Source organism: Arthrobacter sp. 05T423, assembly GCF_056396245.1.
In genome coordinates this window covers 17,599-31,817 of sequence record NZ_JBFTLC010000030.1, presented here as the reverse complement: position 1 = coordinate 31,817, position 14,219 = coordinate 17,599, and the positions used below count along the sequence as shown (strand labels likewise).

The following is a 14,219-nucleotide window of genomic DNA, read 5'->3' as shown; positions in this document are numbered from 1 at the left end:
ATGTGTCCTATGCGCCGCTACGGGGCGTGCCATCCTTGGGGGTATGGCACGAACTTGGTTGTCGGTGACGGTGGAGCTGCTTGGTGGTCGTGGTGAGGAGCTGTGGCCATGGCCCGGGCGTGTTTTCGCGGTTGGACCGTCGCACACCTTCGTGGACCTCGCTAATGCCATCAACGATGCCTTCGCCCGGTGGGACCGCTCGCACCTGTCAATGTTCACCCTGGCCGATGGCCGGGTGATTACTGATGAAGAGACGGGAGCCGAGATGGCCGGCTCGGTCAGGGGTCCGATCATCGCACCACTCGACTTCGCTGCTGCCAAGGTGGCCCGGACGGTGGAGCCGGGGGCTGAGTTTCAGTTCACGTTCGACCTCGGTGACGCCTGGGTGCACCGATGCGTGGTTGGCGAGGTGAAGGTCGACCCGGTGGAGGTCTTGGGTATCCGTCCGGATGTTCCTCTGCCGTATTGGGGCTGGGGCGGCATTCCGGATCAGTACGGGCGCCGGTGGGCTACCGACGATGGGGAGAGCCGGGCGCCGGGGAGACCGGGCCGGCCGCACCCTATGCTGCGGCACTCGTGGCCCGCACGGGTGCAGGTGCCGGGGCTCGACCTGTCCGAGCTGCGTGAAGCCATCGCGGCGGAAGATGCGGCCCGTTTCCTGGCTGCGGTGACGGGATGCGACATCGATGATGTTCTCCAACAGGTGGCGGCGGGCATACCGATGGCGCTGGAGCAGCGGCCTCAGGAAGCAGAGCCGGTGGCGCTGTCAGTCGTTAACCGGCTGACGTGGCGCGGCGGCGCTGGCGATGGGGTGCTGGCGGAGGACCTGCTGGCAGGGTTGCGCCGCGTGCCGCTGACCGGCCACGTGGTGCCGGTGGACCTGGACATGCTCAGCATCGTGTTGGAAGGGGATCCGGACCTGTCGAGCGGTGGCTACCTCGACCTGCGCACCGGGCAGGTGTACGACGACAGCGCCGCTGACCCCAGCATCGTCGGGGAGAGTGCCGCGATTGACGTGGAGGAGGAACCTGACCGTTGGCTCAGGCTCGACCACGCCGGTTCCCGGGACGGCTGGCAAGACATGTCGGCTTTCGCGGAGCGGCAGCATGACGAGGCCCTCCGAGCGCGGCTGGAACGGGCGATCGAAGGCAAAGGAGCCTTCGGCCGGTTCCGCGAACTCGTCCACGACGCGAACCTCAGCGAACAGTGGTACGCCTTCTCCACGGACCGTCAGATCGGCCGCCTCCGCGAGTTCCTCGCTGACAATGGCATCCGCGTGGGGTGACGCGCTGGCCCGGGTCAAGGCCGAACTCGTCATGGGCATCTCGTAGATGGTCCCCTGTGGAGGCGGCGGACGCGCCTGGATGCCTGAAAGTGAGAGGTTAGGCATGTGAACATTGAGAGAGCCACCACCGATGAGCTTTACCGGCTGCTTCTGGACGTCCAGGACCAGCTCAACGAGCTGTTGGAAGATGACCGACTGACGCTGGCCAGAGACGCGGAACAGAGGCACGGCACCGCCCAAAAAGCTGTCGGCCTGGCGCTGGAGCATCTGGACGCCGCACGGCAGGTACTGGCCGTGCTTGAAACAGCAGAGTAGCTGTCCGTGGCTCCCCGGTTCCAGACCGGAAACCAACGCAGCCCTACGCGGCCCGGCTGAATCGAGGCTCGCTTTGTTCGGCTTGGGTTTCGTGTGGGCCGTACACGACAAACTCGCGAATCTGCGGAAACTTCATGCTAAGGTCTTTGTCGCTGCTTCGGGAAAAGCGAGACGCTGAAGCGTAGGCCGGACCCGAACGACTACTTGCGCGGGTGGCGGAATGGCAGACGCGCTAGCTTGAGGTGCTAGTCCTCGAAAGGGGGTGGGGGTTCAAGTCCCCCTTCGCGCACGCATGTGATGTCTCGGAACACCGACGACACCCCGGTCCTCGGACTGGGGTTTTTCGTTTTTTAGACTGGTCGCCGCGGGGCACACTAATGGTGAACTTTACGAGGACTGTCCATGCCGTGCGCATGGTCATCTGGACAAATCAATAGCGACCATTTCTCACCTGCCTATTGACTCCGTTGGACGCCGATGGCGGTACTGTGTTCCGGCACGTGTGGATGGCCGGCAAATAGGGGAGTGGCGATAGGGCACATTTTAACGTTGCGTGCCTGCCGGCATGAGCTAAAAGTAGCTGGAATCTAGGCAAGGCACCCCGCAATGCTGGTCCCGGCCGAGTATCCCAATGCCGGGTGTCTGGCCTCACCTGCCTTGTACACGCTCGTTTTTACACTAGATATCGCATATGTAGACTTCTTACCTCAGATATGCGACGATTCTGAGCATGGAAGAAAATATGTCCGGCAAGGAGACTAAGAACCAGCGGTTCCGACGTCTAGCAGCTTCGCGTGGTGACAGGGTTATCCGTGAAATAGGCCTTCTGGGCAACCTCTCCAATCCCAACAACTACGAGTACAGCCGTGAAGAGGTGCAGAAGATGTTTGCCACCATCGATGCCGAACTGAAGGACTGTAAGGCCAAGTTTTTGGGCAGTACCGCCAGTCGGCGGAGGATCGAGTTCTAAATGGCAGTGGACGACTACGGCTTCTACTTTGAGCTGGCTGGCAGGGCAGGCTACCAAGGGCCGAACGACCCGTCGGGGGAGTACTTCACTAATAAGGATCTTGAGCAGTCTCTGACGAGGGAAATCATTCAAAACTCGATGGATGCCCGCTCCGAGTCTCAAGAGACGGTCATTGTCGAGTTCGATCTCCGGGAGATGAGGACCGACGAAATTCCCGGCATCGCTGGATTGCGCGTCGCCGCCGCCCAGGCTTTGGAAGCGAGCCAGGACCTGCAGGGGAAGAAGTACTTGTCGGACGCCCTTGGGGCAGCACGCCAGGAGATTGTCCCAGTGCTGCGTGTGGGGGACTCCGGCACCAAGGGGCTGACGGGAAGCGAGTCTAAGAACGACCCTCACCGTCCCTTGAGCACCTTGACCCGGAGCACCGGTGCTTCCTCCAACGATGGCGATCGCGGAGGGTCCTTCGGGATTGGTTCCGCTGTAGGTCCTCTCGCATCGCGCATGCGGACGGTCGCTTACGTCTCCAAGCGGGAGGGTGATCCTGACGTCGTCTACGCGGCCATGAGTCGTCTCGCGAGTTTCGTGGATGGCGACGGGGAATGGCGGCTCGGTACCGGGTATTTCACCCTGCTTAGCCGTGACGATGACTTCGAGTACCTGCGCAACCCTGAGCCTCTCGGCGACTTTCCGGCCCGGACTGAGAACGGCACGGACGTGTATATCTTCGATTACCGCGAGGCGGGCAGGTCCGCAGGTTTGGTAGACGTCAAGCGCGCCGCCGTGGAGAACTTCCTGGTGGCCATCCACCGCGGACGGCTCATCGTGAAGGGTCGCTCCGAGAGTGGAGAATGGACCCTCGATCGGGAGACCCTCGGACCCACCATTGACAGCGATGAGGAACTGGTGCGCACAACCCGCCCCTTTTTCCGTGCAATCACCGAGTCAACTCCCGTCATCAAGACGCTCAGGCACACCGGCGAATGCCAGCTCTTCGTGCACGTGGACGAGACCTTGGACAAAAAGCTTGGGACGCTTGTCATGCGCAAGCCTCTGATGAAGGTCCAGCCCCTTCCCCATGCCATCCATGTTCCTTATGCTGCCGTCTTCATTTGCGAGGACGAGAAGGGCAACGAGCTCCTCCGTGACATCGAACCGCCCACGCACGACAAGTGGAACCACCAAGGGCCCCGGTCCAACAAGCCGGCGGTTGACGAAATCAAGCGCTTCATTAGGGAAGAGCTCCAGCGCATCATCCCTCAGAAGCTGGGACAGACGGCCACCATCAGGGGACTCGCTAAGTTCCTGCCCATCGACCTCGGAACCTCTACTGACGGGGCCAAAGGAACGGGTTCACGACGATCCCAGCAGGCCGGCGTGGAGAAAGAAACACCCGTCCGGTTGGGCAGGCCTGAGAAGTACGGGCCCTTGGATTGGCGAACCCAAGGAGCTGTCAGCTTGCCCGTTGTCCGGCAAGGTAGCCCTGAAGGCGAGGATAACGGGGCAGCCGGCGGAGCGCCCAGCCGCAACGACCCCACCCAAGGCGGTGGTACGGGCGGCAGCGCGACAGGTTCCGGCCAGGGCGGCAGCGGCGGCGACACCGCGCCGGCATCCACCGGGGACGGCCGCAGCCGCATCCCGGCAAGGTCTGTGAAATTCAGGAGCTTCGCCGACGGACTCGACGGCTACAGCACCATCGTCCTCACGGCCTTGGAGGACGTGACCGGCGACCTCGAGTTGATGGCCATGGGAGCGGCCAACCGCGAAGACTTCAAGGTCGCGATTGAGGAGGCCGCGGCGAAGACGGACGACGGGCTGATCCCGGTGTCTGCTCGGGAATCCACATTAGAGGACATCGTGCTGCAAAAGGACGAGCAGCTGCGCATCCGGGTGAAGCTCGGACACGGTGCACAGTACAGGCTTGGAGTGAAGAATGGCTAGAACTAGGGGATCCTACCCCCATCCTGTCTTGGACGACAGCGATGACGTAGCGTCGGTCTTCCGGCTCATTAACCCGAGGATGAACAGCCTCACCGAGAGGATGGACCTCGAATTCGAAGTCGAACTCACCGATGAGGACCTCTCCAGCCACCTTCAGGCAGGCACGGCCGAACTAGTTGTGCGGTGGAAGTGTGCGGAAACGTTCGGCCTCGGTTTCCTTAAGCCCAGGTTGATCCAGTCCTTGGAGAGGTCCAAAAGATACCTCGTCAGTCTCCCTCAGGACGACCTCGACGGCCGAGTGGAGTTCCAGCTCCAGATCCTGGCAGCAACCGATATCCCGTTTTATTGCTTGGGAAGGCAGAACCGAGACTATGCCGATGCCACCTTCCGGGTGCGGGAGGGCAGCGTTCTTGCCGTCGGCGGCATCATCACCGTCCAAGCTCGGAAACTATACGACCCCATGCAGCCGCCTCTTGAAGCCTGTTTCGTGTTCAAGGACGCGCCGACACTTTCGTCCGGGATCGAGCTCGACTTCGGAGACTCAGAACATGTCGTCGTCTGGATCGCCTCGGAGGCCTTCCAAGACTTCGTAGCACTCGGTGGCCGGCCAGAATTTCAGGTGGCTTCGGTCATGATGCCTGCTCTCATGGGGACGCTGGAGTATATGAAGGAGGTCGGGGAGAACGGCCTCGTCGAGGACACGGCATGGCACCTTTCCCTGAGTCAGCGGATCAAGGACCTGCGGGCTGAGGACAAATCGGTCCTAGAGCAGGCGCAGGCAATTCTTGAAGACCCTGTGGGCAGGGCAATCAAAAAGGAGACAGAGGACATGGACCAGGACGATCAAGCATGAGCGTTACCGGAATGCTGACGGTCTGCACCGAGACCGGGGTTGCTCGTTTGGCCCGGAGCTTGACCTCCGCAGCCAACCCTGGAGAGTTCCTAGCCTCCATCCGGGACTTCCACGAGACCAAAGAGGAGACCTTGCAACTGGAGTGGAATTTCGGCAACAGCCTCCCGGAACTCGCGTACGAACAACGGGGAGGGAATCTCCTCCCCGGACTTGAGGCGGAAAACGCGATCAAGGTATTCGAGTACTTGGGGGACATGAAGCCGGTCGAAGCCTCCGACTACCGTCTCTGGACCTACCTCGGGTGCAGGGCCTTCTTCGACTACACCTCAAACCGCTGGGCTCTGGACGACCAGTCATGGCGGGGCACCGCGGAGAGCCGTTGGATCATGAGAACCGGCAGCCGTTCACAGTTGGTGCGGCATGGCATCGCCCGCCTTTGGTGGGCTGCCAAGCTCACCCATGACCCAACCATGGCCCGTCCACTATCCCGCGAAGAGCAGGACCCTTATGCCTATCTCCGAATGGCTCTATCCAAGGAAGACCGCTTCCTAGCTCTCTTCGACCGCGACATGGGCATGGTCCCGGAGCTGAGATTCGCCATCCTCGAACACCTCGGCAAGGACCCCGCCTATCTGAAGGAGGGGTACGTGCGCGAGCTCATGAAAGAAGTCGTCCTAGTCACCGGCTACCGCGAACTGGCCGCCCTCAATCGACCTGGACTCCACACGATGCTTGAGGAAATCAGCTCCAGGCTGGATGAATCGGCCATTTCTGCCCCGGCGAAAGTATCCGTTTAGCGGCAACGGTGCCGCGTATTCCACTGGTGCCGGGCAGGGTGGCCGCCACGAGTGGATCAATAGAAGCCTCGTAATGAACGAACGCTCACTTCACCGGACTGACCGAGGGCATATGTATGGACAACTGCCGCCAGAACGGCCTTTTAGAGGAGCGCTGGCTGCCTCGGCCCTTGCCGATCACGTTCTTTGGCTAATCCAATAAACTCGTCCACACTCATCAGCCATTGCTGCTGTTCCGCTTTGTACGGTTCGTGCAGGGACCGGGGGATGACGAGTTGGATCCTGTGGTCTTTCATCTCGTCGGTTTGGGCTGGGCTGATGGGGCTTTCCAGCGTCAGGAGATGCTTGTCCTCGATGCGTTTTGCTTCGCTGAGGACCTGCCGCCATCGGTCTTTGCACGTAGTTTTGACACCCAGCATCGTCAGATCGAGGGCCGGGAACTGAGGGTCCTGGTATTCGGTGATACCCGGGAAGATGAAGTCGGGCCGCGCCCGATTCTCTGTCACGGGGTTGAAGGTGTGTCGGACATCCAAAGCGTCGAAGAGTGCGATGAGCTGGTTCTCCAGCCCCTTTCCGGCGCGGCTTTTGCGCCGGTTGTGCAGGGACAGGGACACCTCGATGAAGCGGTCCACGTCCACGTGTCCGTCACTGTAGAGGGAATCCAAAGTGTCCGTGGCGAGATGTCGTTCCAAGGTCCTGAAGAGTATTTCTTCCTGCTCCATCCACGCCATCAGGACCTTGTCGGGATCGTCGGCTGGATGAAGGTCTGGGAGGGTGGAACGGGCAAAGGCACCAAATTCGGCTGAGGTGGGGAACCGGGGACCAAATTTTGCCAGGATCCGGTCTAGCCATGCGTCGTTGGCTGGTTCGATGGCGATGCCGAGCATGTCCAGCAGGTACATGGCGGTCAGGCCGAGACTGTCGTGTCCGCTTTCCAGACCGGAGCGGACGGAGAAGCCATGGTGTTCCAGTACGTCTGTGCCGAAGAGCCAGTCCAGCTGGGCGGCGATGCTGGATCCGGATGGGGCGACGATGAAAAGGGCGCCGCCTGTTTTCTGTTTGGCGATGAACACGAGGTCGCCGGGCTGGGCCCTTTTCATTGCGTCCACCGCGGCCGGGTAGTACAGGCGATATTCGGAGCGGTTGGGGATGTTCAGGCGGGCATCGTAGAAGGTCAGGGTGCCGTCTTCTGCGACGGGCTCATCGGTGTCATCGGACACCAGCAGGAAGCGCGTCGGAATGAGCAGTTTCTCGGTGGGGCGCCCGAAAAGTCCCTGGAGTGCTTTGACGCCGTCAAGTTCGTGCTGGTTTGAACTGCGCCCGACGGTTTCCACCGTGCTGAGGATCTTGGCGGCCACGCCGTCGAAGTGGTCGGCCAGGTCACCGAAATCCATTTTGTTCCCCCAAAGCTGTCAACGACCGGAAGTGTGTGCACACCGGAATTGACCGTATCGTGGTGCCGTTTCAGACCGGCACCACGACACGGCCGTCACACGCTGGGCCGGTCAGGCGGAGAGGGACTCCACTGCGGCGGGCTGGTTCATGATTTTGAGGACGTGCGGGGTCATGATCCTGGCGATCTCGCTCATCACGGGTGTGACGACACTGTTGCCGAACTGCTTGTACGCCTGGGTGTCACTGACGGGGATCCTGAAGGTGTCGTCATAGCCCATCAAGCGCGCGCATTCACGGGGTGTGAGCCGGCGGGGCCGGAGCCCGTCCTGGGCGACGAGGATCTCGGAGCCGTCCTTGTAGTACCGGGCGGAGAGGGTCCGTGAGGTTCCCATGGGGTGGACGAGCCCGAAGCCGAAGCCGTTGCCGGCGGCCTTGTGCTTGGCGGCGTAGGCCTGCAGGTAGGCCCATAGTTTCGGTGTCAGGGTGAATTTGGGCTGGACTTCGGCGTTGTCGTGGTCAAAGAACCGGTCTCCGTCCCATTCGAGGACCGGTTCGGTGCCGTCGGTCCTGTGCAGGATCGTGTGGAGTTTGGGCCCGACCGGCGGGATCTCCAGATCGTCCCAGCTGAAGTCGGTGGGTTCGCGGAAGCCGACGATGATGATTCGTTCCCGGTGCTGGGGGGTGAAGTTGATCGCGTCGATAACCTTGGTGTGGACCTCGTAGCCGAGTTCCTCCTGCAGGGTCTCCATGATCACAGCGAAGGTCCGTCCCTTGTCATGGGACCGGAGGTTCTTGACGTTTTCGAGCATGAACCCCGCCGGACGCTTTTGATTGATGATCCGGGCCACGTCGAAAAACAGGGTGCCCTGGGTGGCGTCCTCGAAGCCGTGCAGGCGCCCGAGGGAGTTTTTCTTGCTCACGCCGGCGATGGAAAACGGCTGGCAGGGGAAACCGCCCAACAGAATGTCATGGTCCGGGACGTCCTCGGCGGGGAAGGGCTGGATGTCCCCGACGAAGGTGTGGGTATCTTCCTGATCGTCCGGGAAGTTGGTCAGGTAAGTTTTTTCGGCGTACTTGTTCCACTCGCTGGTGAAGACGCAGCGGCCGCCGTGGGCCTCGAAGCCCTTCCGGATCCCGCCGATGCCGGCAAAGAGGTCGATGAACTTGAAGTCATCCGCGCCCGCGGATGTACGCAGACCCAGCAGTTCCTTCAGCGCTGGTGCGAGCATCGTCGGGCAGGCCGTCTCACCGCTTTCCCAGCGCGCCACGGTGCGGTCGGAGACGTTGAGCTGCTCGGCGAGCTGTCGTTGGGTGTACCGGGCACGTGCCTGGGCGAGGAGCGTGTTTGCGTTGTCCATCATGTCCTATCTGGGTTGTTCACCCGACATTCTGTCGTATATCTGACCCAGAGTCAGAACGGCGCGCCGGGCACCGCCCCTACACGGGTGATGTAGATCTTTGCTTCTGGGAAGGGAACCCGTTAACGACCAATCACGGGAGCCCCAACGAGTGGGCCTCAGTCCGGATCTGAACGGACGCGGCCTTCCGGGGAGTGGTGGCGGTAGTCGTCAGCCCGCAAGTGGCATGTCGATGACGCCGTCGTCGCTGATCCCGGCCACGACCCACTGCGTGGTCAGCGGATCCAATCGCAGCTCGAAGGTCCTGAGAGCGGATGTCGAGCTGCCCAGGCGTACCTGGACCCTCCAGTGCTCGATGTCCACGATGTTACCGACGCCCACGGGGGCGGTCCGCCGGGTGTCCCACCAAGAGTCCCGGCTGAACCAGTGGACCGGTTCCGCTGCCACAGCCCACACCCGGCCGTCATAGCGGACGGCCAAGGGGATGCCTGCCCGGGTGAACCGCACGTCCACCGGAACGTTGAGGGCGTTTTCACTTGCTGCTGTTGTCACGGTTTGTCCGCTCTCCCAAAGTCTTCTTGTTCCAGTCATCCCGGCGGGTCACCGCCGAGCTCCATGCGCAGGTCCGGTAAGTCACCGGACCGTCCTGCCATGCCACTTCGGCCGCTTTTGCCGTCCAGGCGAACACTTCGCCGTCCACCAGCTCGGCGCAGTTCAGGAACCGGATCCACGCCTTCACGGGGATCCCGGGGAACCCGTTTTTGACCGGGAAGTGCTCGAAGTCGGGCTCTTCCACCGTCAGCCCAAGGGGCCCGCGCGCCGGGCATACCGCGCCTGCAACGCGCTGGCTTGCTCCGGTCCCATACCACAACCTTAGAACATATATTCGAATAGACACGCCAGGAAAAGGCGGCCTCTCGACCGCCGGGATTCAGTATGGGGGAGGGGTCTGACAGCCAACGGGTTGCACGCCAAATGGGGACAGCTTTGAGCTGTGCTGAGGGCTCCACCTGCCCCCCACAGGCACAACCCGTCCACCCTGCTCACGTGCTTTGCTGGCCGGTTTCCCACGGCGCTGTGCCCGCAGGGCTCGCACCCCAAACGGGCGTCCGCTGGCGCGGCCGGCTGTTGGGTCCAGTGCTGTCCGTCGCAGAGCTCCGGCCATCCCTGGCCCTGCTTGTCTACGACGTTTCTTGGCTGCTGTCCTTCGGATTGTACGTGTCCGCTCCGGCCGGTCTAGCCCCTCCTTCGTCGGGGCCTGCGGTCCGGGAATTTCCCTCCGGCGCTCGTTCCTCGCTTATTTCCTCCGGGATATTCCCGGACCTTGCCCAAGGGTAGACAAGCCTCCGTCGGCCACAGCTCCGCAAGCTTCGCCAGCAGCCAAAAAACAACTGTGAGTCTTTACGTGGCTGGTCTGGGACTAGCTGGCAGTGTTGATGCCGGTCGTTCTGCCTGGTGCGTGACTCGAAAAAACAATTGCCCCTCGAGGGTGCGTTTCCCCCGATTTGTCCGCGCTGGGTGGAGCGGCCGGCGTTGATCTGTCCCACGTCGGTGGCTTGATTAGAAGCTTGCCCAGCCTCTGCGGTTGTGGCTCATCACAGTTTTGCCTCGGGGTGACTCTTCCCAGGTCCGGCGCCGGTCGTGCCGCGGCCATTCTTGCCCGTTCGAAAGAAAGGAGGGTGGTGCGTTGACTATCGTTGCGCAGACCCGCCCGTTCGTCATCGGCGTGGACTGTCACGCCCGCACCCACACTTACGCCATCATCGAGGCCAGCACTAAGCGACAGGTCGCGTGCGAGCAGTTCCCGACCACCTCGGCAGGGATTTCACGCGCACTCGCCTGGGTAGGCCGAAGGACAGACGGCGATATGGGGTGTCTTTGGGCTGTTGAGGGTATCGGCTCATATGGGGCCCGTCTGGCCAGGGCAGTAACGGATGCAGGTTACGACGTCGCCGAAGCTCCACGGATGAACGCCCGAGGCCGTCGGGGCCTGGGCAAATCGGACCCGTTGGACGCCACCGCCATCGGGGCCGCGGTCCTGGGCTTGGAGGAGTCCCAACTCCGGGTCCCGCGCCGGGATGAAGGAACCCGTGCTGGACTCAGGATCCTGAGTGCAGCCCGGGATCAGCTGACGCGGGAACGAACAATGAACGTAAATGCACTCATCGCCCTCCTCCGGGCACATGACCTCGGGGTCGACGCCCGTAAGCCTCTGCTTCCCGCGCAGATCGCTGCGATCACTAGATGGCGGGAACGGCAGGAGCAGATGGAGCTGGCGATCGCGCGGGAGGAAGCGGTTCGGTTGGCGCGCCGCGCTCTCGAAGTGACCAATCAGCTGGCTGCGAACCAGAAGCGCATGACCGAGCTAATCCAGCAAAGCCCAGCTGCGCCGTTATTGGAGATGGTGGGCGCAGGAGCTGTCACAGTCGCTACTGTCCTGACGGCTTGGTCGCATCCAGGAAGGGTTCGCAGCGAAGCTGCTTTCGCGTCACTGGCAGGGGTGAATCCCTTGCCGGCCTCAAGCGGTAACACTGTCCGTCACCGGCTCAACAGGGGCGGTGACAGGCGCCTCAATCGTGCCCTGCACACCATCACCATGACGCGGATGATTCACCACCCCGAAACGCGGGAGTACGTCGCCAAACGCACCCAAGAAGGCCGTAGCTACCGGGAAATCCGAAGATCCCTCAAGCGCTACCTCGCCCGAACCCTCTACCGTCAGCTCAACACCCTTTACGCCTCTATGGATCCAGCCCGCCCAAATGTTGCAGGGGCAGAGCCCAGCCAACTCGTCGGAGCGTATCGCGATTCCGCGCTACCCCTAGGCCTCCTCGCTGCCCCAGCGTCCTAGCGCGATGACCGCCTCACGCAAGGCAAGCCCGCGATCGGTCAGCGCATAGGCCCGGGTGTTGTGCCGGAGGGGCAGACGGGACAGTACCCCGGCCGCTTCGAGCTCGCGCAGGCGGGACGCGAGAATGTTCGTCGGCACCCCGAGGTCGCGCTGCAGATCGCCGTAGCGCTGCGGCCCGTCGAGCAGCCGCTCCACGACGAGCAGGGCCCACCGTGCGCCAACGATATCGAGGGCCGCGGCGAGGCCGCTCACTCGGTCGGATCGGCGTCCGGTTTCATCCAAAACGGCGAGTAGTGGTAGCCGTCAGGGTCGTCGAACTGGCGCTGGTACATGAAGGGGTAGTCGTCGATATCACCGATCCGCCCGCCGGCGGCACCGGCGCGTTCGACGAGCTCATCGACCGCTTCACGGCTGCCGAGGTCGAACGAGACCGTGACCTTCGAGGGCGTATCGGGTCCGCCGACCAGTTCCTCGGCGCCGCCGACGCTCGCATACATCTCGCGGCTGCCGAGCATGACGTACTGCTCGGGCGCGATCGCGAAGCATGACACGTTGTGATCGGACATTTCTGGGTTGAGGGTCCAGCCCAGGGCTGTGTAGAAGGCGGTCGCGCGCTCGACGCTCTCGACCGGGCAGGTGATGAAGAGGCTCATGCGGCTCATACTTGCAAAATGCAAGTGTCAGGTCAAGGCTCAGCAGCGCGGTCCCGGACGTGCTGGCGAGTAGGAGCAGGTGAATGATGCAAAGGGAAGAACCTGCCTGAAACATACGAAGGCAGGGGGCGTTAGGGTCTGCGTGCGATCTGCAGGCGGTTCCGCCGCGTTTTCGGCATCGGGCGACCGCGGCCCGATGGCAGAAACTATTGGCTTGACCTGGCCGGTCTGCAGGGACCGTTGGGGTGGAAACACGACGCCGGGCATCCGCCCCAACGGTCTTGAGGCCTGTCCGCCCCCAACGGCACATACAAACAGGACCGTGAACAGCCTAGAAGTAATTGATGGCTCTGGGCAACAGAATTTTCGGCGTTACGGAGAACCCGCGTCGGCATGATCGGGCTCTGCGGAACATACTGCGCCGGATGCCTGGACTGCATGATGCCTTTCCGGGGGCTACGGACATGGGGGAGTGGGCTTCCCGGACGGGGTCCCGGAGGAATTGACGGAATCTTGATTCGATGCGGGGTCTAAAGCTGAGGAAGCGTGGAAAGGGTGGCTTTGAGGGGTCCCGCCGGGACCTGCGAACCTGCGAAGAAGGCCACCGTGCACGTTGACTTGTCCCCGGCCTCCGGCCGGCGCGCCCGGCCTTACGATGTGTCTGCCGACCGTGGGGGTACCGTACCTGTGTGCTCGGAGGATCTGGCCGCGGACGCCGGGTCGGCGCTGCGGGTGGTTGTGCTGGTTCCTGCCTACAACGAGGCTGACTCGATCGGGGCGACGCTTGACGGGCTGATGCTCCAGTCCCGCCCCGCGGATCTGGTCGTTGTCATCCCCAACGGCTGCACTGACGCTACCGCCTGGGAAGCCCGAAAGTACCCGGTCACGGTAATGGAGTTGCCGCGCCTGGAACACCGCAAGTCCGAGGCGCTGAACCGCGCCTGGACCCGGTACGCGTCTGACGCTGACGTGGTGGTGTGCCTGGACGCTGACACTGTGCTCCCGCCCAACGCCCTGTCAGCCTGGGCCGGCGAATTCGCCGCCGACGGCGGGGAGCGGCTGGGCGGGTCATCCTCGAAATTCACCATGCAGGACCCGGGGCTGCTGAGCCGGCTGCAGAAGGCCGAGTTCGCGACCTGGACCGACACGGCCCTGCGCCGTGGCAGGACGAGCGTGCTCGCCGGCACCGGATGCGCGATCAACAACAGCGTCCTGCGCCGGATCGCAGCCCGGGACGACCGGGAAGGGCCCTGGGTCTACACGTCCCAGGTCGAAGACTTCGAACTGACCTACCGCATCCGCGAACTGGGCTACATCTGCCAGGTTTCACCCGATGTCCGCGCCTACACGGACTCGATGAAAACCGTGAAGGCGTTGTGGGGCCAGCGGATGAAATGGCAGGTCGGCACGGTGGAGGACCTGCTGGACCTGGGCATGAACCGCCTGACGCTGCGTGACTGGGGGCAGCAGGCAATGGGTCTGCTCAGCGTCTTCCTGAAACTGCTGTGGATCGCGGTCCTGGCCCTGTCCTCGGCGTTGGGCGTGTTCCACTTCATCCTGTTCTGGTGGCTGGTGCCCGTGCTGTTCGTGGCGTTGGACATCAAGCGCGCGCTGCGGATACCGCACCGGGACTGGAAAGACATCGTGATCGCGGCGTCCTTTTTCCCGCAGGAACTGTTCATGTGGCTGCGCGCAGGCTGGTTCCTGGCCTCCTGGAGCGCCGTGGCCAAGACCAAAATCACCCGGCGGCGGATTGACCGCTGGGAAGCCCAATACACCGCAGAGGAAATCACCTAGACATGTA

13 protein-coding genes, 1 tRNA gene and 1 pseudogene are annotated in these 14,219 nt (G+C 62.6%); 9 read left to right on the top strand and 6 right to left on the bottom strand.

What is annotated here, in order from left to right; genetic code table 11:
* The first annotated feature begins 151 nt into the window (after positions 1-151).
* The 7 genes from AC1DFE_RS18785 (at position 152) to AC1DFE_RS18755 (ending at position 6,158) form a co-directional block, all read left to right on the top strand.
* Positions 152-1,285, top strand: a complete 1,134-nt coding sequence (locus tag AC1DFE_RS18785; RefSeq protein WP_476907378.1) for a UPF0158 family protein — start codon at positions 152-154, stop codon at positions 1,283-1,285.
* A gap of 105 nt (positions 1,286-1,390) precedes the next feature.
* A complete protein-coding gene (locus AC1DFE_RS18780) occupies positions 1,391-1,600 on the top strand; it encodes a hypothetical protein (RefSeq protein WP_476907377.1) in 210 nt (69 codons plus the stop codon).
* A 206-nt stretch (positions 1,601-1,806) separates the two neighbouring features.
* Positions 1,807-1,889, top strand: a tRNA-Leu gene (locus AC1DFE_RS18775).
* Between the two features lie 441 nt (positions 1,890-2,330).
* The gene (locus AC1DFE_RS18770; protein ID WP_476907376.1) at positions 2,331-2,570 is read left to right on the top strand and encodes a hypothetical protein; all 240 of its coding nucleotides are present in this window, start codon (positions 2,331-2,333) and stop codon (positions 2,568-2,570) included.
* Positions 2,571-4,508, top strand: coding sequence for a hypothetical protein (locus tag AC1DFE_RS18765; RefSeq protein WP_476907375.1), 1,938 nt, complete (start codon positions 2,571-2,573; stop codon positions 4,506-4,508).
* Positions 4,501-5,361, top strand: a complete 861-nt coding sequence (locus AC1DFE_RS18760) for a hypothetical protein (protein WP_476907374.1) — start codon at positions 4,501-4,503, stop codon at positions 5,359-5,361. The genes AC1DFE_RS18765 and AC1DFE_RS18760 overlap by 8 nt, the downstream gene beginning before the upstream one ends.
* A complete protein-coding gene (locus AC1DFE_RS18755) occupies positions 5,358-6,158 on the top strand; it encodes a DUF6339 family protein (protein WP_476907373.1) in 801 nt (266 codons plus the stop codon). Before AC1DFE_RS18760 ends, AC1DFE_RS18755 begins: the two co-directional genes overlap by 4 nt.
* Before the next feature lie 143 nt (positions 6,159-6,301).
* Here the strand turns inward: AC1DFE_RS18755 and AC1DFE_RS18750 are convergent, their stop codons facing one another.
* The 4 genes from AC1DFE_RS18750 to AC1DFE_RS18735 form a co-directional block, all read right to left on the bottom strand.
* Positions 6,302-7,552, bottom strand: coding sequence for a type II restriction endonuclease (locus tag AC1DFE_RS18750; RefSeq protein ID WP_476907372.1), 1,251 nt, complete (start codon positions 7,550-7,552; stop codon positions 6,302-6,304).
* A gap of 111 nt (positions 7,553-7,663) precedes the next feature.
* Positions 7,664-8,914 (bottom strand): DNA (cytosine-5-)-methyltransferase, encoded by a 1,251-nt coding sequence (gene dcm, locus AC1DFE_RS18745; RefSeq protein ID WP_476907371.1) that lies wholly within the window; start codon positions 8,912-8,914, stop codon positions 7,664-7,666.
* A gap of 207 nt (positions 8,915-9,121) precedes the next feature.
* Entirely contained in the window at positions 9,122-9,463 is a 342-nt protein-coding gene (locus AC1DFE_RS18740) for a hypothetical protein (RefSeq protein WP_476907370.1), read from the bottom strand.
* Positions 9,444-9,707 carry a hypothetical protein gene (locus AC1DFE_RS18735; RefSeq protein WP_476907369.1) on the bottom strand — a complete coding sequence of 88 codons (264 nt, stop codon included), beginning with the start codon at positions 9,705-9,707 and terminating at the stop codon, positions 9,444-9,446. Before AC1DFE_RS18735 ends, AC1DFE_RS18740 begins: the two co-directional genes overlap by 20 nt.
* An 891-nt stretch (positions 9,708-10,598) precedes the next feature.
* On the opposite strand from AC1DFE_RS18735, the pseudogene AC1DFE_RS18730 reads away from it, so the two are divergent.
* A pseudogene (locus AC1DFE_RS18730) lies at positions 10,599-11,642 on the top strand (IS110 family RNA-guided transposase); the annotation flags it as partial.
* A gap of 90 nt (positions 11,643-11,732) precedes the next feature.
* Here AC1DFE_RS18730 and AC1DFE_RS18725 read toward each other — a convergent pair.
* Both AC1DFE_RS18725 and AC1DFE_RS18720 read right to left on the bottom strand, forming a co-directional pair.
* Positions 11,733-12,014 carry a winged helix-turn-helix transcriptional regulator gene (locus tag AC1DFE_RS18725; RefSeq protein WP_476907368.1) on the bottom strand — a complete coding sequence of 94 codons (282 nt, stop codon included), beginning with the start codon at positions 12,012-12,014 and terminating at the stop codon, positions 11,733-11,735.
* Complete coding sequence (locus AC1DFE_RS18720) at positions 12,011-12,415, bottom strand: VOC family protein (protein ID WP_476907367.1); 405 nt, start codon at positions 12,413-12,415, stop codon at positions 12,011-12,013. Before AC1DFE_RS18720 ends, AC1DFE_RS18725 begins: the two co-directional genes overlap by 4 nt.
* Before the next feature lie 606 nt (positions 12,416-13,021).
* Between AC1DFE_RS18720 and AC1DFE_RS18715 the strand changes: the two genes are divergently transcribed.
* Complete coding sequence (locus AC1DFE_RS18715) at positions 13,022-14,212, top strand: glycosyltransferase family 2 protein (protein ID WP_476907366.1); 1,191 nt, start codon at positions 13,022-13,024, stop codon at positions 14,210-14,212.
* The last annotated feature ends 7 nt before the right edge of the window (positions 14,213-14,219 follow it).

Coding starts and splice junctions, on each gene's coding strand:
- AC1DFE_RS18770 (WP_476907376.1), top strand. CDS start 2,331: ATGGAAGAAAATATGTCCGGCAAGGAGACTAAGAACCAGCGGTTCCGA.
- AC1DFE_RS18765 (WP_476907375.1), top strand. CDS start 2,571: ATGGCAGTGGACGACTACGGCTTCTACTTTGAGCTGGCTGGCAGGGCA.
- AC1DFE_RS18760 (WP_476907374.1), top strand. CDS start 4,501: ATGGCTAGAACTAGGGGATCCTACCCCCATCCTGTCTTGGACGACAGC.
- AC1DFE_RS18755 (WP_476907373.1), top strand. CDS start 5,358: ATGAGCGTTACCGGAATGCTGACGGTCTGCACCGAGACCGGGGTTGCT.
- AC1DFE_RS18750 (WP_476907372.1), bottom strand. CDS start 7,552: ATGGATTTCGGTGACCTGGCCGACCACTTCGACGGCGTGGCCGCCAAG.
- dcm (WP_476907371.1), bottom strand. CDS start 8,914: ATGATGGACAACGCAAACACGCTCCTCGCCCAGGCACGTGCCCGGTAC.
- AC1DFE_RS18720 (WP_476907367.1), bottom strand. CDS start 12,415: ATGAGCCTCTTCATCACCTGCCCGGTCGAGAGCGTCGAGCGCGCGACC.